The organism is Lysobacter zhanggongensis, from assembly GCF_046638635.1.
GTDB classification, from domain to species: Bacteria; Pseudomonadota; Gammaproteobacteria; order Xanthomonadales; family Xanthomonadaceae; genus Novilysobacter; species Novilysobacter luteus.
In genome coordinates this window covers 1-17,559 of the sequence record NZ_JBJXHK010000005.1, presented here as the reverse complement: position 1 = coordinate 17,559, position 17,559 = coordinate 1, and the positions used below count along the sequence as shown (strand labels likewise).

Sequence of the window (17,559 nt, the reverse complement as noted above, 5' to 3'; positions counted from 1 at the left end):
CACGGTTCCGGTCCTGTCCATGTCAACGCCATCCATCAACCGCGAGTCGGCTGCGCAGGGCCAGGGGCACGGCCGCGCCGGCCTGGCAGGGCTGGTCGTGGGCGCGATCGGCGTCGTCTTCGGCGACATCGGCACCAGCCCGCTGTACACGCTGAAGGAAGCCTTCAGTGCGCACTACGGCCTGGTCGCCAACCACGATACCGTGCTCGGCATCCTCTCGCTGGTGTTCTGGGCGCTGATGCTGGTGGTCACGCTGAAGTACGTCACCATCATCATGCGTGCCGACAACGAGGGCGAGGGCGGCATCATGGCGCTGATGGCGCTGGCCCAGCGCACGCTGCCCAAGGGGTCGAAATCGGCCTACGGCGTCGGCATCCTCGGCGTGTTCGGCGCCGCCCTGTTCTTCGGCGACGGCGTGATCACCCCGGCGATTTCGGTGCTGTCGGCACTGGAGGGGCTGGAGGTGGTCGCCCCGCAGCTGGATCGCTGGATCGTGCCGCTCACCGTGCTGGTGTTGTTGGCGCTGTTCGCGACCCAGCGTTTCGGGACGGCGAAGGTCGGCAAGGTGTTCGGGCCGGTCACCGGCGTGTGGTTCCTCGCGCTGGCGGCGCTGGGCGTGTTCAACATCGTCCACGAACCGGAAGTGCTCTACGCGATCAACCCGTGGTGGGCGGTCAACTTCTTCGCCACCCACTCTTGGCACGGCGTGTTCATCCTTGGCGCCGTCGTGCTGGCGGTGACCGGCGGCGAGGCAATCTATACCGACATGGGCCACTTCGGCGCACGGCCGATCCGCTACGCCTGGTACTGGTTCGTGCTGCCGGCGCTGATGCTCAACTACCTCGGGCAGGGCGCGCTGGTGCTGGAGGACCCGACCGCGGTCCAAAACCCGTTCTACATCGGCGTGCCGGAGTGGGCGCGGGCGCCGATGGTCGTGCTGGCCACCGCGGCGACGGTGATCGCATCGCAGGCGGTCATTACCGGCGCGTTCTCGGTGACGCGACAGGCGATGCAGCTGGGCTACATCCCGCGCATGACCATCCGCCACACGTCCAGCGAGACGATCGGCCAGATCTACATCCCCGGGGTCAACTGGGCGATGGCGGCGGTGGTGATCCTGCTGGTGGTCAGCTTCGGCAGTTCGTCCAACCTGGCCACGGCCTACGGCATCTCGGTGTCGGGCACGATGCTGATCGACACCCTGCTGCTGGCGCTGGTGGCCCGCGCGCTGTGGCCGAGCTGGCGCTGGTGGGTGCTGCCGCTGTGCGTGCTGTTCTTCATCGGCGACGTCGCGTTCGTCATCGCCAACGGCGCCAAGCTGCTCCAGGGCGGCTGGTTCCCGCTGGCGCTGGGCATCGTGTTGTTCACCCTGCTGCGGACCTGGCGCCGCGGCCGCGAGCTGCTGCGCGACGAGATCCAGAAGGGGGGCATCCAGCTCGACAGCTTCCTGCCCGGGCTGATGCTGGCGCCGCCGGTGCGGGTGCCGGGGACGGCGGTGTTCCTAGCGTCCGACCCCGGGCTGGTGCCGCACGCGTTGATGCACAACCTCAAGCACAACAAGGTGCTGCACGAGCGCAACGTGTTCCTGACGGTGGAGACGCTGTCGGTGCCGTACGCGCCGAAGGAGAAGCGCCTGCGGATCGCGGAGATCGGCAACGACTTCCACCGGGTGCTGGTGCGCTTCGGCTTCATGGAGACGCCCGACGTGCCGCTGGCCCTGATGCGCTCGTGCGATGCCGGCGGGATCCATTTCGACCCGATGGACACGACCTATTTCGCCAGCCGCGAGACGGTGGTGGCGATCGCCCGCCGTGGCATGCCGGTCTGGCGCGACCGCCTGTTCGCGCTCATGCACCGTAATGCCGCGCCAGCCACCGGGTTCTTCCGGATCCCGGGCAACCGGCTGGTCGAACTGGGTTCGCAGGTCGAGATCTGATCGCGGGCCGCGCCACGCGTTTTCCGGCCGCACCCATGCGACGATAGGCCGATGAACGACGAGCGCATCATTGCCGCCGACGCGACGCGCGAAGACGACGCGATCGAGGCCTCGATCCGGCCCAAGCGGCTGGACGAATACCTCGGCCAGCAGCCGGTCCGCGAGCAGATGAAGATCTACATCGAAGCCGCCCGCGGACGCGGTGAGGCGCTCGACCACGTGTTGATCTTCGGCCCGCCGGGGCTCGGCAAGACCACCCTCAGCCACGTGATCGCCAACGAGCTCGGCGTCGGCCTGCGCCAGACCTCCGGCCCGGTGATCGAGAAGGCCGGGGATCTCGCCGCGCTGCTGACCAACTTGCAGCCGCACGACGTGCTGTTCATCGACGAGATCCATCGCCTCTCGCCGGTGGTCGAGGAGGTGCTGTACCCGGCGATGGAGGACTACCAGATCGACATCATGATCGGCGAAGGCCCCGCCGCCCGCTCGATCAAGCTCGACCTGCCGCCGTTCACCCTGATCGGTGCGACCACCCGCGCCGGCCTGCTGACCGCGCCGCTGCGCGACCGCTTCGGCATCGTCCAGCGGCTCGAGTTCTACAGCGCCGCGGAACTCACCCGGATTGTCCGCCGCTCGGCGCAGATTCTCGGCATCGATTGCGAGCCCGAGGGCGCCACCGAGATCGCGCGCCGATCGCGCGGCACCCCGCGCATCGCCAACCGCCTGCTGCGGCGGGTGCGCGACTACGCCCAGGTCCGCGCCGACGGTTCGATCAACCGTGCGACGGCCGACGCGGCGATGGCGATGCTCAAGGTCGACCCGGAAGGGTTCGACGAGCTTGACCGGCGGATGCTGCGCACGATCATCGACAACTTCGACGGCGGCCCGGTCGGGGTGGAATCGCTCGCGGCGGCGCTGAGCGAGGAGCGCGGCACCCTGGAGGACGTGATCGAGCCGTACCTGATCCAGCAGGGCTTCCTGGTGCGCAGCGCCCGCGGGCGGATGGCCACGCCCAAGGCCTACCAGCACCTCGGCCTGAGGGCCGGGCCAGCGACGGCCGGCCTGTTCGGAGAGCCCGGCGGTGAATAGTGGGCTCGCGTTCAGCTGGCCGACACGGGTCTACTGGGAGGATACCGACGCCGGTGGCGTGGTCTACCACGCGCAGTACCTGGCGTTCCTGGAGCGCGCCCGCACCGAGTGGATGCGCGCGCAGGGCTACGGCCAGGAGCTGCTGCGTCTGGACCACGACCTGGTGTTTGCGGTGCGGGCCATGCAAATCGATTTCCTCAGGCCCGCCCGGCTCGATGACGCGCTGCAGGTCGGGGTGTCGTTGCGGGAGTGCCGCCGCGCGAGCGCGGTGTTCGCGCAGGACGTCCGCCGCGGCGACGAAGTGCTGCTGACCGCCACCGTGCGCGTGGCTGCGCTCGATGCCGCCGGCTTCCGTCCGCGACCGATCCCGCAGCCGCTGCTGGACGGGTTGAAGGCGCTGGAAGGCCGCTGACCCGCCGTTGTAGCGCCACCCGGTTCACCCCTTTCCATCGCCACCGACGTTAACCACGACATCGCCCAGGCACCGGGCACGGAGACCACGAATGACCCCATTGCTGAGCGCGCTGCAGGCCACCACCGTCGAACCGCTGCCGGAGGACGCCACCGCCGCCGTCGGCAATGCCGCCGCGGTCCTGCCGACCGAGGCAATCACTGGCGACAACAGCCTCAACCTGCTGCAGCTGATCCTGCATGCGAGCCTGCCGGTGCAGCTGGTGATGATCCTGCTGCTGTTCGCGTCGATCGCGTCGTGGGTGATCATCTTCCGCAAGAAGAAGGTGCTCGACCGCGCCGAGCGCGAGGCCGAGGCCTTCGAGGAACGGTTCTGGTCCGGTACCGACCTGACCAAGCTCTACACCGGCGCCAGCCAGCGCAACCGTGACGTGGGCGGGATGGAGTCGATCTTCGAGGCGGGCTTCCGCGAGTTCTCGCGCCAGCGCCGCGTGGCCGACAGCCGCATGCAGCTGGAAGGTGCGCAGCGCGGCATGCGCGTGGCCACCGCGCGCGAGCTCGACGGCCTGGAGCACAACCTCGAGTTCCTCGCCAACGTCGGTTCGATCGCCCCGTACGTCGGCCTGTTCGGCACCGTCTGGGGGATCATGATTTCGTTCCAGGGCCTGGCCAACGTGCAGGAAGCGACCATCGCGACCGTCGCGCCCGGCATCTCCGAGGCGCTGATCGCGACCGCGATGGGCCTGTTCGCCGCCATTCCGGCGGTCTGGGCCTACAACCGCTACGCGACCAAGGTCGAGCGGATCGCGGTCCGCTACGACGCCTTCTCCGAGGAGTTCTCCTCGATCCTCGAGCGTCAATACCACCAGGAGGCCTGATGGCCATGACCTCCAACGGCCGCCGCATCCGCAAGCGCCGGCTCAAGGCAGAGATCAACGTCGTGCCGTACATCGACGTGATGCTGGTGCTGCTGATCATCTTCATGGTGACCGCGCCGCTGCTCAACCTCGGCGTGGACATCGAACTGCCGCGTTCGAACGCGAAGACCATCTCGCAGGACAAGGATCCGGTGATCGTCAGCGTGGACAAGGACGGCAACTACTTCCTTGCTGTGCAGGGCGCCGAGCAGGAGGCGCTGTCGGCCGAGGCGCTGGAGGCGAAGGTCGCCGCGTTCGTGCGGCAGAACCCGGACGTGCCGGTGTACGTCGCCGGCGACCGGGACGCCAATTACGAGGTGGTGCTGCGGGCGATGGTGCTGCTGCAGAACGCCAACGTGCCCCGGGTGGGGCTGATGAGCGCGCCGTCGGAGGCCGTGCAGCAGTGAGGGAAACCCGCGCCGATACCCGGCAGGCGATGCTGCTCGCCATCGGGCTGCACATACTGCTGTTCGGGCTGATGTTCGCCGGGCTGTGGTGGACCCGTACCGCGGCGCCGACCAGTGCAGCAGGCGCCCCGGTGGAGGCCACCCTGGTGGACGCCGACGCGCTGTCGCAGTCGATGCGGCAAGCGCTCAGCGACCGCCCCGAGCCGATTGCCCGGCCGGAACCCGAGCCGTTGCCCGAACCGGTCGAGGAGGACGCCGCGCCGCCGCCGCAGCCGCTCCCCGAGCCGGTCCCGCAGGACGCGCCGACGCCGCCCCAGCAGCAGGCCCAGGATTTCATCCCGGTGCCCGATACCGTCGAACAGGACGAGGTCGTCGATGTGCCGACCCCGACGCCCACCGACGAGGAAAAGTTGCAGGAGGAGAAGCGCCGGCAGGCGCAGGTCGACCTCACCGAGAAGAAGCGCCAGGAGGAGGCCGAGCGCAAGCGCCGGCTCGCGGCCGAAGCCAAGGAGCGCGAGGAAAAGCTAGCCGAGATCCGCCGCAAGCGGGCGGCCGCGGCGCGCGAAGCGGAGCTGGCCGCGCAGAAACTCAAGCAGATCGCCGACGCGCAGGCCGCCAGCAATACGGATTCCTCGTCGAGCGCCGCCAGCGCTCCCGCGGGCAACAACGGCGTCGACACCGGCCTGAAGGCGCGGTACGCCGCGGCGCTGACCGAAGCCATCCTGGCCAAGTGGACCCGCCCCGAAACCGTGCCACTGGGTGCGCGCTGCAAGCTGATCATCCGCCAGCTGCCCGGTGGCGAGGTCATGGATGCCGAAGTCGCCTCGCCCTGCGCCTACGACGAGTTGGGGCGTCGTTCGATCGAGGCGGCCGTGCTCAAGGCGCAGCCGCTGCCCTACGCCGGATTCGAGCCGGTGTTCGCGCGGACGCTGGAGCTCAACTTCGTCGCCCAGGACCGCTGAGCGCCTTGAGACACTGCCGATTCGCGCGTTCAGCTTTGAGAAAGCGTTCACACGCATGCTGTTAAGACTTCAGCCTTGCTGTCAGGACCTGCTGATGAAAAAACTCCCCCGCTGGTACTCCCCCCGCCGCTGGTTCGCGAGGTCCGCGGCGATGTCCGCCGTGGTGCTCGCCCTGCTGCTGCCGTTCGCCGCTTCGGCCCAGCAACAGGGACTGGAACTGGACATCGTCGGCGGCAACGCGGCCGCGCTGCCGATTGCCGTGGTGCCGATGCCCTACCAGGGCGGCGCCGCCGCCCCCGAGACCGACGTCGCCGCGGTGATCGCGGCCGACCTCAACCGGTCCGGCCAGTTCCGCAGCCTGCCCGAGGGTGACCTGGTCGAGCGCCCGACCCGGGGTAGCGAGGTCAACTACCCGACGTGGCGCGCGCTCAACCAGGATTACCTGGTGGTCGGCCGCGTGGTCGACGGCGGGAGCGGTGCCTACCGGGTCGAGTACGAGCTGTTCGACGTGGCCACCCAGCAACGCCTGCTCGGCTTCGCGCTGACTGCGCGGAGCAACGCGATGCGCGATGTCGCCCACCAGATCGCCGATGCGATCTACGAGAAGATCCTCGGAGTGAAGGGCGCGTTCTTCACCCGGATCGCCTACATCACCGCCACCGGCGTCGGCCGCGATGCGAGCTACGCGCTGGTGGTTGCCGACTCTGACGGGTTCAACCCGCAGACCGTGGTGACCTCGTCGGAGCCGCTGCTGTCGCCGTCGTGGAGCCCCGACGGCAACCGCCTGGCGTACGTCAGCTTCGAAGGCGGCAGCTCGTCCATCTACATCCAGGACATCAGTACCGGCAGTCGCCAGCTGGTCGCCAAGTTCCGCGGCATCAACAGCGCACCGGCGTTCTCCCCCGACGGCGGCCGCATGGCGATGACCCTGTCGCGCAGCGGAAACCCCGAGATCTACGTGATGAACCTCGGCAGCAAGGCGCTGACCCAGGTCACCAACCATTTCGGCATCGACACCGAGCCGACGTGGAGCGCCGACGGCGGCACCCTGTACTTCACGTCCGACCGCGGCGGCCAGCCGCAGATCTACCAGGTGCCGGCCGGCGGTGGCAGCGCCAGCCGCGTGAGCTTCCAGGGCAACTACAACGCCAGCGCCAGCGTGTCGCCCGACGGCCAGAAGATCGCCACCGCGCAGGGCGCGGGCAATACCTACCGCATCGCCGTGATGGACCGCAGCCTGGGGTCGGCGCGCTGGAGCACGCTTTCGCCCGGTTCCCTCGACGAGTCCCCGAGCTTCGCCCCGAATGGCGCGATGATCATCTATGCTGCGCGTGAAGGCGGCCGCGGGGTGCTGTATGCGGTGTCGGCCGACGGCCGGGTGCGCCAGCGCCTGGTGCTTGCCGGCGGCGATGTCCGCGAGCCGGCATGGGGGCCGTTCCGTACGCCCTAGGCGCCGTATTGATCACACGGCGTTGTTCCGGTTTTTCCACCGTTTCACTGTTCCAGAAGTTCAGCCAAGAAGTTCAGCCAAGACGAGGATTTGACGATGAACAACACCACGCGCGTTCTGATGGCCGCCCTGCTGTGCACCGCGGCGATCGGCTGCTCCAAGAAGGTCAAGGAAACCCCGCCGCCGGTCGATACCACCCCCGCCCCGGTCACCCAGACGCCGACCACCCCGGGCGCGTACACCCCGGCCGACCTGGATACCGATGCCTGCCTGCGGCAGCGCGTGGTGTACTTCGACTTTGACCAGGACGTGCTGCGTCCGGAGTTCCAGGCCGTCGTCGGCTGCCACGCCAAGTACCTGCGTGACCGCCCGACCTCGCGCATGACCCTGGAAGGCCACGCCGACGAGCGCGGCAGCCGCGAGTACAACATGGGTCTGGGCGAGCGTCGTGGCCTGGCCGTGTCCTCGGCGATCCAGGCCAACGGTGGCTCGGGCGCGCAGATCATCACCAACAGCTACGGCGAAGAGCGCCCGACCTGCACCGCGTCCAACGACGAGTGCTGGGCCCGCAACCGTCGCGTCGAGATCATCTACACCGCGAAGTAAGAAGGCACTGCCAGATGCGCAATATCCACAAAACGCTTATTGCGACATCGCTGGTTGCGGCGGCCCTCGTGGCCGCCGCACCCGCCTCGGCCCAGCGTATGAGCCTGGCCGAGCGGGTCACCCGGCTCGAGCAGCAGGCAGGCAACAACCAGGTTTCGGTCGACCTGTTGCGCCAGGTCAACCTGCTGAAGGAAGAAGTGGTCGCGCTGCGCTCGCAGGTCGAGCAGCTGGGCCACGAACAGGAACAACTCAAATCCAGCGCGCGGGCCCAGTACCTGGACCTGGACGGCAGGATCAACCGGCTCGATGGCGGCGCAGGCACGCCCGCGCTGGACGCATCGACACCGGCGGAGGTCGTCGACCCGGCGCCCGCCGCCGCCCGCCCTGCGGTCGAACCGACCGCGGACGCCGGCGCCGGGCCGACGATCTACGGCGACCCCGGCAAGCTCGACCAGCTGGAAGGCGAGCGCGAGGCCTACGACATCGCGTTCGACGCGCTCAAGAATGGCGAGTACGCCGAATCGGCGCGCCTGTTCCATGCCTTCCTCGGCCGCTTCCCCGGCGGTGCCTACGCCCCCAACGCGCTCTACTGGCTTGGCGAGAGCTACTACGTCACCCAGAACTACAAGCTCGCGCTGGAGCAGTTCGAAGCGCTGATGCAGCGTTACCCGACCCATGACAAGGCGCCGGGCGCGATGCTCAAGGTCGGGCTGTCGCAGCAGGGGCTCGACCGTCTCGACGACGCCGAGCGCACCCTGGCCGAGGTGGCCAGCCGCTACCCCGGCACCGATGCCGCGCGGGTCGCCAGCGACCGCCTCGGCGCGATCCAGCTCGGCCGCCTGCGCTGAGCACAGCGCCAACGCAAACCGGCCATAGGGTCCCGGATACCGCCATCCGGTCTAAAATGACGGCATGAACGCCGTAGTCCCCGAGGCGGCCGCGACCTCGCCCGAGCGACTGCGGCTGACCGAAATCTTCCTGTCCCTGCAAGGCGAATCGCGCAGCATCGGCTGGCCGACCGTTTTCGTGCGCCTGACCGGCTGCCCGCTGCGCTGCCAGTACTGCGACACCGCTTACGCCTTCCATGGCGGCGAGTGGTGGGACTTCGACGGCATCCTAGCCGAGGTCGCCCGCCACGGGGTCCGGCACGTCTGCGTGACGGGTGGCGAGCCGTTGGCACAAAAGCGCTGCATCGGCCTGCTGGAGCGCCTTTGCGACGCCGGCTACGAGGTGTCGCTGGAAACCTCCGGTTCGATCGACATCGCGCCCGTGGACCTGCGCGTCTCCCGCGTGCTCGACATCAAGACACCGGGTTCGGCCGAGGTGGAACGCAACCTGTGGTCCAACATCGCGCAGTTGACGCCCAACGACCAGGTGAAGTTCGTGGTCTGCTCGCGCGAGGACTACGACTGGGCGAAGGCAGTCATCGCCGAGCACCGGCTGGTCGAGCGCTGCGAAGTGCTGATGTCGCCGAGTTTCAGCCAGGTGCGTCCACGCGAGCTGGCCGACTGGATCGTCGCCGACCGCCTGCCGGTCCGCTTCCAGATGCAGTTGCACAAGGTCCTGTGGGACGACGAGCCGGGGCGCTGAAATGAAGAACGCCGTCGTCCTTGTGTCCGGGGGCATGGACTCCGCCGTCGTGCTGGCCATCGCCCGCGAGCAGGGGTTTGCCGTGCACGCCTTGAGCGTGCGCTACGGGCAGCGCCACACGTCCGAGCTGGAGGCGGCCGACCGGGTCGCGACGGCGTTGGGGGCGGTGGCCCACAAGACCGTCAACGTCGACCTGCGCAGCATTGGCGGGTCCGCGCTCACCGACGACATCGACGTGCCGCTGGACCATGTCGCCGGCGCCGACGAGATCCCGGTGACCTACGTGCCGGCACGCAACACGATCATGCTGTCGGTCGCGCTCGGCTGGGCCGAGGTCCTGGGCGCGGCGGACATCTTCTGCGGCGTCAACGCGGTCGACTACTCGGGGTATCCGGACTGCCGGCCGGCGTTCATCGAAGCATTCGAGCGGCTCGCCAACCTCGCCACCAAGGCGGGGGTGGAGGGTGCCGGCATCCGCGTGCACGCGCCATTGCAGCACATGAGCAAGGCCGCGATCGCCCGCGAGGGAGTGCGCCTCGGCGTGGACTTCGGCCAGACCGTGTCGTGCTACAAGGCCGACGCGGACGGGCGCGCGTGCGGGCATTGCGACGCGTGCCGGCTGCGCGCCGAAGGTTTTGCCGCCGCCGGCATCGCCGACCCCACCCGTTACATGCGTTAGAATTGCCGACCCGGCGCTGCCGGGCGGACAGCGGGTCGTTAGCTCAGTCGGTAGAGCATCGGACTTTTAATCCGCTGGTCGATGGTTCGAATCCATCACGACCCACCACTGTCCCGAAGCCCCGCCACGGCGGGGTTTTTCGTTTCCAGCCCGCTACTCAGGCGACGTCGAACAGCTGCTGCAGCACCGCCTCGCCGTAGCGCTCGAGCTTGGTCCCGCCGATGCCGGCGATGCCGGCCAGGTCGTCCAGGTCCCCCGGGTCGGCCTCGGCGATCGCGCGCAGCGTGGCGTCGTGGAAGATCACGTAGGCGGGCACGTTCTGTTCGCGCGCGGTGGTGGCGCGCCACTCGCGCAGGGCGTCGAAGCGCAGCGCGGCCTCCGGGGCGAGTTCGATCATCGGCGCGGCGCCGGCGCGTTCGCGTCGTCGCGTGGATCGGGGCGCTTCCTTGCGGAAGCGCAGGGTGCGCTCGCCACGCAGCACCGGGGTGGCCAGCGCGGTCAGGCGTAGCGCGTTGTGGCGATCGACGTCGGCTTCCAGCAGGCCGGCCGCGACCAGTTGCCGGAACACGCCGCTCCACTGCCGCACGTCGAGGTCCGCGCCGATGCCCCAGGTACTCAGCTGCTCATGGCCGAAACGCTGGACCTTGTCGGTGGCCACTCCGCGCAGGATGTCGATCAGGTGGCCGGCACCGAACCTCTGGCCGCTGCGGTACACGCAACTCAGCGCCTTGCGCGCGGCCTCGGTGCCGTCCCAGCTCTCGGGCGGATCGATGCAGTTGTCGCAGTTGCCGCAGTGGCCCTCGTGGGCCTCGCCGAACCAGCCCAGCAGGGCCTGGCGCCGGCAGTCAGTGGATTCGCAATACCCAAGCAGTGCATCGAGCTTGCGGACCTCCAGCTGCTTGCGCTCTTCGCCGGCCTCGCCCTGGTTGATCAGCTGGCGCAGGTTGACCACGTCGCCCAGGCCGTAGCTGAGCCAGGCCTCGGCTGGCTCGCCGTCGCGGCCGGCGCGTCCGGTTTCCTGGTAGTAGCCCTCGATGGACTTGGGCAGGTCGACGTGGGCGACAAAGCGCACGTCGGGCTTGTCGATGCCCATGCCGAACGCGATCGTCGCCACCATCACCACGCCGTCGGCCTGCAGGAAGCGGCGCTGGTTGGCCGCGCGCTGCTCGTTGGGCATGCCAGCGTGGTAGGGCAGGGCGTCGATGCCGGCGAGCTGCAGCTGTTCGGCGACCTTCTCGACGCGCTTGCGCGAGAACGCGTAGACGATGCCGCTCTCGCCCTTGTGGCCTGCGATGAAATCAAGCAGCGCGCGGCTGCCATTGCCGTCCTTCTGGACCACCCGGTAGCGGATGTTGGGCCGGTCGAACGAGCTGACGAAACGGCGGGCATCCTCGAGCGCGAGCCGTTCGGCGATCTCGCGACGGGTGGGGGCGTCGGCCGTCGCGGTCAGCGCGATCCGCGGCACGTCCGGCCAGCGCTCGTGGAGGATCGTCAGCTGGCGGTACTCGGGCCGGAAGTCGTGGCCCCACTGGGATACGCAGTGCGCCTCGTCGATCGCGAACAGGGCGATGCCGTGGCCGGCATGCGCGCGCTCGAGCAGGTGCAGGAAGCGCCCGGTCAGGAGCCGCTCCGGGGCGACGTACAGCAGGTCGAGGTCGCCGGCCAGCAGGTCGCGCTCGACCTCGGCCGCGGCACCGGCGTCGAGGCTGGAATTGAGGCACGCCGCGCGGACGCCGAGCTGGCGTAGCGCTTCCACCTGGTCCTGCATCAACGCGATCAACGGCGAAACGACGATCCCGGAGCCGTCGCGCAGCAGGGCCGGCAACTGGTAGCACAGGGACTTGCCGCCGCCGGTGGGCATCAGCACGAGCGCGTCGTTGCCGCCGGCCACGCACGCGACGATCTCGGCCTGCTCGCCGCGGAAACCGGGGTGGCCGAAGGTGGTGCGGAGCAGTTCGAGCGCGGCGTTTTCCATGCGCGTCAGGGTAGCAAGCGGTGGTCTCGCCGCCTGCCGAGCGGCGCCCGCCACCGGGTCGGAAAAGGACGAGCCGGGTCGCTGCGCGCCTGCCGGACAGGCGGCCGGAAAAACAAACCCCGGGACCTGCCCGGGGTTGTAAGTGCTACGCAGGTGCCTGCGCCTACTGCAACAGCGAGCGCAGCATCCAGGCGTATTTCTCGTGGGTCTGCAGGCGCTGGGTCAGCAGGTCGACGGTCGGGTCGTCGCCGGCGTCGTCGGCGGTCTTCAGCACCTTGCGCGCAGTCCGGCAGACGGCCTCGTTGCCGACCACCAGCTGCCGCACCATCTCGCGCCAGTCCGCGGCATCCTCCAGTCCGGGTTCCTCGGGGATCGTGGTCAGGCGGGTGAACTCGGCGTACGAACCCGGCGCGTTGAAGCCCAGGGCGCGGATCCGTTCGGCGATCTCGTCGAGTGCCGTCCACTGCTCGGTGTACTGGGTCTCGAACATCACGTGCAGGGCGTTGAACATCGGCCCGGTGACGTTCCAGTGGAAGTTGTGGGTCTTGAGGTACAGCGTGTAGGCGTCGGCAAGGAAACCCGCCAGACCGGTCGCGATGTTCTTGCGATCACGGTCGCCGATCCCGATATCGATCGCCGGAGCGCTCGATCCGGAGCCCGGCGAGGCGGCCGGCCTGGCGACGGCGGCAGGGCGAGTGGTCTTGGTGGTCTTGGCCGCCTTCGCGGGTTTGGCAGTGGATCGGGTCTTGGCCATCGGTGATCTCCTTCGGATAGTCGCCTGCAGCGACAATGGGCGCGCAGGCAATGGTGTGGAACGTTTTGTCCGGACACGAACGAATCAATGAATCCTAAGGATCCGCCCGCTAAGACCACGTCACGGCGCCCGCCGCTGTCGCCCGCGTTGCGGCAGGCGCGCGAGGCGATCGACCGTGGCCTGAGCCGTGATCGTGGCCGGCTGCACGGGCTGTGGTCGCGCTGGCGCGGCCGTCCCGACGACGCCGAGGCGCAGGCTGCGTTCGAGCGGGCGCTGGCCGAGTCGGTGGTGCGGCGCGAGTCGCGGGCGGCCAACCTGCCTGCGGCGCCGGTCGATCCGTCCCTGCCGATCGCGGCCGAGGCCGACCGCATCGTCGAGCTGATCCGGGCGCACCCGGTCGTGGTGATCGCCGGCGAGACCGGTTCGGGCAAGACCACCCAGATCCCCAAGCTGTGCCTGGCCGCCGGCCGTGGGGCGGCGGGCATGATCGGCTGCACCCAGCCGCGCCGGATCGCCGCGCGGGCGGTCGCCAAACGCGTGGCCGAGGAACTGCAGACGCCGCTGGGCGGGGCAGTGGGCTACCAGGTCCGGTTCAACGAGAACGTCGGCGAGCAGACCGCGGTCAAGTTCATGACCGACGGCATCCTGCTGGCCGAGATCCAGTCCGACCGCTGGCTGTCGCGCTACGACACGATCCTGATCGACGAGGCGCACGAACGCAGCCTCAACATCGACTTCCTGCTCGGCTACCTCAAGCAGCTGCTGCAAAAGCGCCGTGACCTCAAGGTCATCGTCACCTCGGCGACGATCGACACCGCACGCTTCGCCACACACTTCGACGATGCCCCGGTGGTCGAGGTCGAAGGCCGCAGCTACCCCGTCGAAGTGCGTTACCGGCCGCTGGAGGGCGAGGGCGACCGCGAAGGCGAGCGCACGGTCAACGACGCGATCGTCGCCGCGTGCGACGAGATCAACCACGGAGATCCCCGGGGCGATGTGCTGGTGTTCCTGCCCGGCGAGCGCGAGATCCGCGACGCCCACCAGGCACTGGAGCGTCGCAAGTACCGCCACACTGAAGTACTGCCGCTGTACGCACGCCTGTCGGTGCGCGACCAGGACCGTGTGTTCAACCCCGGCCCGCAGCGCCGCATCGTGCTGGCGACCAACGTCGCCGAGACCTCGCTGACGGTGCCGCGTATCCGCTACGTGGTTGATCCCGGGTTGGCGCGGGTCAAGCGCTACAGCCCGCGCGGCAAGCTCGACCGGCTGCACATCGAACCGATCAGCCAGGCCAGTGCCAACCAGCGCAAGGGACGTTGCGGGCGCGTGTCGGAGGGCACGTGCTACCGCCTCTACAGCGAGGCCGACTTCCAGTTGCGGCCCGAGTACACCGACCCCGAGATCCGCCGCGCCGCGCTGGCCGGGGTGATCCTGCGGATGCTGGCACTCGGCCTGGGCGACATCGAGCGCTTCCCCTTCCTGGAGCCACCGGACCCGCGCGCGATCGCCGACGGCTGGCAGCAGTTGGCCGAACTGGGCGCGGTCGACGAATCCCGCACGATGACCGCGACCGGCCGGCTGATGGCACGCATGCCGGTCGACGTGAAGCTCGCCCGCATGCTGGTCGCCGCCAATGCGCGGGGCTGCCTGCGCGAGATGCTGGTGATCGCCTCGTTCCTCGGCATCCAGGACCCCCGCGAGCGGCCCGCGGACCAGCGCGCCGCGGCCGACAATGCCCACGCGCAGTTCGTCGACTACAGCTCGGAGTTCGTCGGCACGCTGAAGCTCTGGACCGCCTACCAGGACGCGCACGAGGAGCTGACCCAGTCGCAGTTGCGCCGCTGGTGCGAGAAGCACTTCCTCGGCTTCCTGCGCATGCGCGAATGGCGTGAGCTGCACCGCCAGCTCAAGCTGATGGCGGATGACCTCGGCTGGCAGCAGGGGCCGGTGCTGGCCGAACTCGATGCCGGTGCGTTCGCCAACCTGCACCGCGCATTGATAGCCGGGTTGCCGACCCAGATCGGACACCGTCAACCGGGGCCGGAGAAGAAGCCGGGCGAGAAGAAGCCGGGCGAGCGCCGGCCGGCGGCGGTCTACGAGGGCCCGCGTGGGCGCCGGTTCGGGCTGTTTCCGGGCTCCTGGCTGATCCGCAAGCCGCCGCCGTGGGTGCTGTCGGCCACGCTGCTCGACACCGAGAAGGTCTGGGCGATGACCAACGCCGCGATCGAGCCGCAATGGGCGATCGACGAGCTGCCGCACCTGCTCGCCCGCCGTCACTTCGACCCGCGCTGGTCGCGTGCGCAGGGTCGCGTGCTCGGCAGCGAGCAGGTCAGCCTGTTCGGGCTGGTGCTCGCGCCCAAGCGTCCGATCCACTACGGCGGCCTGTATCCGGAGGAGAGCCGGGCGATCTTCGCCCGCGACGCGCTGGTCACCGGCGAGATCAACACCCGCGCGGTGTTCCTCAAGCGCAACCTAGCGACGCTGGAGAAGGCGCGGGAGGAGGAAGCCAAGCAACGCCGCGCCGGCATCGTGGTCGACGAGGACTGGATGGCGCGCTGGTATTTGGACCGGCTGCCGCCGCACGTGCACAACGCGCAGGCGCTGGACGCCTGGTTCAACAAGCTGCCGCCGCCTTCGAAGTCCGCGCTGGAATGGTCGCTCGAGGACCTGCTGATCGGCGACGAGACCGATGCGTCGCGGTTCCCACCGGTGATCGGGCTGGGCGACGCGCGGCTCGCGGTGAAGTACCGCTTCGACCCCGGCGCACCGGACGACGGCATGACCGTCGCGGTGCCGCTGCACCTGCTCAACGCGCTCGACCCGGTCCGGCTGGGCTGGCTCGCGCCGGGCTTCGTCGCCGACAAGGCGGCGGCGCTGATCAAGTCGCTGCCCAAGGCGCAGCGGCGCAACTTCGTGCCCGCGCCGGACTTCGCCCGTGCGTTTGCCGAGGCGCACCCTGGGCCGGAGGCCGACACCTTCACCGGCACGCTGGCGCGCTTCCTGCACAAGGTCACCGGGGCCGAGGTCGCGGGTGTCGATTTCGACGAGGCGGCACTGGAGCCGCACCTGCGCGCCAACCTGCGCCTGCATGACCGTGACGGCCGTACGGTGCTGGCCGAATCGCGCGACCTGGATGACCTGCGGGCACGCTTCGGCGAGCGGGCCGCGCGTGCATTCGCGGCCCATGCGGCTGACGGCATGGGCCAGCGCGGGCTGGTCGAATTCCCCGACACGCCGATCCCGGCCAGCGTGCCCGGTGCCGCCGGCGTGCCGGCCTACCCGGCACTGCACGACGATGGGGACAGCGTCTCGTTGCAGGTGCATGCCGAGCGCGAGACCGCGTTGCGCCACCATCCCCGCGGCGTGCGCCGGTTGCTGTGGCTGGCGCTGGCCGACAAGCGCAAGCAGGCCCGCAAGCAGTTGCCGGTCTCGCCCAGGACCGGCCTGCTGTACGCGGCGATCGAATCGGCCGCGCCGAGGCAAACCGGCGAACGCGATGGCGACCGCCTCCGGGGCGACATCGTCGACGGCGCGTTCGCATCGCTGGTGGCCGACGGGCTTGGCGACATCCGGGACACGGAGACATTCGTGGCGCGGCGCGACGCGGTCGCGCGGCAGCTCTTCCCCGAGTCGATGGAACGCTTGCACCAGGCCGAGACCATCCTCGCCGCGGTAGCCGAGGCGCGGGGCAAGCTGGAGTCGCCCCTGATGGGCTGGGCCAGCGGCAACCTGGACGACATGCGCGCGCACCTCGCGGCGCTCACGCCGCCCGGGTTCCTGCGCGACGTGCCGGCCTCGGCGCTCGCCGGCTACCCGCGCTACCTGAAGGCACTGGCCATGCGTGGCGAACGGGCGTTGCGCGACCCGACCCGCGACCAGGCGCGGATGCTGGAGCTCAAGCCGTTCGTAGACGCGCTGGCCGCGGCCGGTGCACGCGGCGAAGCCGACGCCCCGGAGTGGCAGGCGCTGCGCTGGGAGCTGGAGGAGCTGCGCGTCTCGCTCTTCGCGCAGGAACTCGGTGCGCGCGGGGTCTCACCGAAAAAACTGGCGACGCGGCTGGCGCGGATCGGTTGATACGCGACAGCTGACGCGTGTCCGTCGGCCTACTTGACCCGTTCGACCTTCGCGCGGGTGTTGTAGCCGGCGATCTTCATGTACCAGGCGCTGCCGATCAGGCTCGGGCTGATCTCCACCGCCGGGTTCTGCAGTTGCACGCCAGCCAGCGACGCGCTGTCGGTCTGGCGCCAGACCTGGCCGTTGTCCAGCGTGTACTGGCGTCCCTTGGCGAAGCCGCTGAACGTGCCCTGCACGTGGCCGGTCACCGACTCGTTCGAGCCGAAATTCAGGAAGCCGCGATTCTCGTCCTCGACCTCCTGCTTGGCCTGCTCCGCGGCCCGGGTCGTCTCGACGTCGAGGGTGCGGTTGAGCCAGGCGTTGAGGTTGGCCAGCTGCTCGGCGCTGAGCTGGTCCAGGCCTGCCGCCCGGAACTGCTCGGGCGTCATCTGCTGCTCGATCCTGGAGGCCTGCTGGCCCCATGCGAGCGCCGGCAACAGCAGGGCGATGCCCAGCACGAGCGGGCGGATACGGCGGATGGTCGACGGATGCATGTGCATGTGAACTGTTCCCGCGGTCGGTTGCTCGCTAGTGTAGCCATGTCCCCCGTGCCGCCATGAAGCCGTCGCAATGACCCCGTCTCCGCCACTGTCCGGGCCGCCCGCCGCCACGCCATCCGCGCTGGCCGGGGTGCTGGGGCACCCGGCGTGCGGGGCGTTGCCGCGGGGGC

The 17,559-nt window shown here is 69.4% G+C and carries 15 protein-coding genes and 1 tRNA gene; 13 read left to right on the top strand and 3 right to left on the bottom strand.

Going from position 1 to position 17,559, the window contains the following annotated elements:
- Window positions 1-19 precede the first annotated feature (19 nt).
- The 12 genes from ACKVMH_RS01840 to ACKVMH_RS01785 all read left to right on the top strand — a co-directional run bounded on the left by ACKVMH_RS01840 (window position 20) and on the right by ACKVMH_RS01785 (window position 10,155).
- Window positions 20-1,936, top strand: coding sequence for a potassium transporter Kup (locus ACKVMH_RS01840; protein ID WP_215218700.1), 1,917 nt, complete (start codon window positions 20-22; stop codon window positions 1,934-1,936).
- Between the two features lie 51 nt (window positions 1,937-1,987).
- Window positions 1,988-3,025, top strand: coding sequence for a Holliday junction branch migration DNA helicase RuvB (gene ruvB, locus ACKVMH_RS01835; RefSeq protein WP_215218699.1), 1,038 nt, complete (start codon window positions 1,988-1,990; stop codon window positions 3,023-3,025).
- The gene (gene ybgC / locus ACKVMH_RS01830) at window positions 3,018-3,437 is read left to right on the top strand and encodes a tol-pal system-associated acyl-CoA thioesterase (RefSeq protein ID WP_412699022.1); all 420 of its coding nucleotides are present in this window, start codon (window positions 3,018-3,020) and stop codon (window positions 3,435-3,437) included. The genes ruvB and ybgC overlap by 8 nt, the downstream gene beginning before the upstream one ends.
- Window positions 3,438-3,528: 91 nt before the next feature.
- Window positions 3,529-4,314, top strand: coding sequence for a protein TolQ (gene tolQ, locus ACKVMH_RS01825; protein ID WP_215218697.1), 786 nt, complete (start codon window positions 3,529-3,531; stop codon window positions 4,312-4,314).
- Between the two features lie 5 nt (window positions 4,315-4,319).
- The gene (gene tolR, locus ACKVMH_RS01820) at window positions 4,320-4,760 is read left to right on the top strand and encodes a protein TolR (protein ID WP_412699051.1); all 441 of its coding nucleotides are present in this window, start codon (window positions 4,320-4,322) and stop codon (window positions 4,758-4,760) included.
- A complete protein-coding gene (locus ACKVMH_RS01815) occupies window positions 4,757-5,722 on the top strand; it encodes a cell envelope integrity protein TolA (protein WP_412699021.1) in 966 nt (321 codons plus the stop codon). Before tolR ends, ACKVMH_RS01815 begins: the two co-directional genes overlap by 4 nt.
- A 94-nt stretch (window positions 5,723-5,816) precedes the next feature.
- Window positions 5,817-7,172 carry a Tol-Pal system beta propeller repeat protein TolB gene (tolB, locus tag ACKVMH_RS01810; RefSeq protein ID WP_412699020.1) on the top strand — a complete coding sequence of 452 codons (1,356 nt, stop codon included), beginning with the start codon at window positions 5,817-5,819 and terminating at the stop codon, window positions 7,170-7,172.
- Between the two features lie 96 nt (window positions 7,173-7,268).
- Window positions 7,269-7,778 (top strand): peptidoglycan-associated lipoprotein Pal, encoded by a 510-nt coding sequence (gene pal, locus ACKVMH_RS01805; protein ID WP_215218696.1) that lies wholly within the window; start codon window positions 7,269-7,271, stop codon window positions 7,776-7,778.
- A 14-nt stretch (window positions 7,779-7,792) separates the two neighbouring features.
- Window positions 7,793-8,626 (top strand): tol-pal system protein YbgF, encoded by an 834-nt coding sequence (gene ybgF / locus ACKVMH_RS01800; protein ID WP_412699019.1) that lies wholly within the window; start codon window positions 7,793-7,795, stop codon window positions 8,624-8,626.
- A gap of 64 nt (window positions 8,627-8,690) precedes the next feature.
- Entirely contained in the window at window positions 8,691-9,368 is a 678-nt protein-coding gene (gene queE / locus ACKVMH_RS01795; RefSeq protein WP_215218694.1) for a 7-carboxy-7-deazaguanine synthase QueE, read from the top strand.
- Between the two features lies 1 nt (window position 9,369).
- A complete protein-coding gene (gene queC, locus ACKVMH_RS01790) occupies window positions 9,370-10,047 on the top strand; it encodes a 7-cyano-7-deazaguanine synthase QueC (protein WP_215218693.1) in 678 nt (225 codons plus the stop codon).
- Window positions 10,048-10,079: 32 nt separating this feature from the next.
- Window positions 10,080-10,155, top strand: a tRNA-Lys gene (locus ACKVMH_RS01785).
- A gap of 49 nt (window positions 10,156-10,204) precedes the next feature.
- Here ACKVMH_RS01785 and recQ read toward each other — a convergent pair.
- Together recQ and ACKVMH_RS01775 are read right to left on the bottom strand one after the other, a co-directional pair.
- Entirely contained in the window at window positions 10,205-12,022 is a 1,818-nt protein-coding gene (recQ, locus tag ACKVMH_RS01780; RefSeq protein WP_412699018.1) for a DNA helicase RecQ, read from the bottom strand.
- Window positions 12,023-12,185: 163 nt separating this feature from the next.
- Window positions 12,186-12,776, bottom strand: coding sequence for a Dps family protein (locus tag ACKVMH_RS01775; RefSeq protein WP_412699017.1), 591 nt, complete (start codon window positions 12,774-12,776; stop codon window positions 12,186-12,188).
- Between the two features lie 87 nt (window positions 12,777-12,863).
- Between ACKVMH_RS01775 and hrpA the strand changes: the two genes are divergently transcribed.
- Window positions 12,864-16,850: an ATP-dependent RNA helicase HrpA gene (gene hrpA / locus ACKVMH_RS01770; protein ID WP_412699016.1), complete on the top strand. Its 3,987-nt coding sequence runs from the start codon at window positions 12,864-12,866 to the stop codon at window positions 16,848-16,850.
- 29 nt (window positions 16,851-16,879) lie between these two features.
- Here the strand turns inward: hrpA and ACKVMH_RS01765 are convergent, their stop codons facing one another.
- Window positions 16,880-17,389 (bottom strand): hypothetical protein, encoded by a 510-nt coding sequence (locus ACKVMH_RS01765; RefSeq protein ID WP_311195416.1) that lies wholly within the window; start codon window positions 17,387-17,389, stop codon window positions 16,880-16,882.
- Window positions 17,390-17,559: the final 170 nt, after the last annotated feature.

Coding starts and splice junctions, on each gene's coding strand:
- ACKVMH_RS01840 (WP_215218700.1), top strand. CDS start 20: ATGTCAACGCCATCCATCAACCGCGAGTCGGCTGCGCAGGGCCAGGGG.
- ruvB (WP_215218699.1), top strand. CDS start 1,988: ATGAACGACGAGCGCATCATTGCCGCCGACGCGACGCGCGAAGACGAC.
- tolQ (WP_215218697.1), top strand. CDS start 3,529: ATGACCCCATTGCTGAGCGCGCTGCAGGCCACCACCGTCGAACCGCTG.
- tolR (WP_412699051.1), top strand. CDS start 4,320: ATGACCTCCAACGGCCGCCGCATCCGCAAGCGCCGGCTCAAGGCAGAG.
- tolB (WP_412699020.1), top strand. CDS start 5,817: ATGAAAAAACTCCCCCGCTGGTACTCCCCCCGCCGCTGGTTCGCGAGG.
- pal (WP_215218696.1), top strand. CDS start 7,269: ATGAACAACACCACGCGCGTTCTGATGGCCGCCCTGCTGTGCACCGCG.
- ybgF (WP_412699019.1), top strand. CDS start 7,793: ATGCGCAATATCCACAAAACGCTTATTGCGACATCGCTGGTTGCGGCG.
- queE (WP_215218694.1), top strand. CDS start 8,691: ATGAACGCCGTAGTCCCCGAGGCGGCCGCGACCTCGCCCGAGCGACTG.
- queC (WP_215218693.1), top strand. CDS start 9,370: ATGAAGAACGCCGTCGTCCTTGTGTCCGGGGGCATGGACTCCGCCGTC.
- recQ (WP_412699018.1), bottom strand. CDS start 12,022: ATGGAAAACGCCGCGCTCGAACTGCTCCGCACCACCTTCGGCCACCCC.
- ACKVMH_RS01775 (WP_412699017.1), bottom strand. CDS start 12,776: ATGGCCAAGACCCGATCCACTGCCAAACCCGCGAAGGCGGCCAAGACC.
- hrpA (WP_412699016.1), top strand. CDS start 12,864: ATGAATCCTAAGGATCCGCCCGCTAAGACCACGTCACGGCGCCCGCCG.
- ACKVMH_RS01765 (WP_311195416.1), bottom strand. CDS start 17,389: ATGCACATGCATCCGTCGACCATCCGCCGTATCCGCCCGCTCGTGCTG.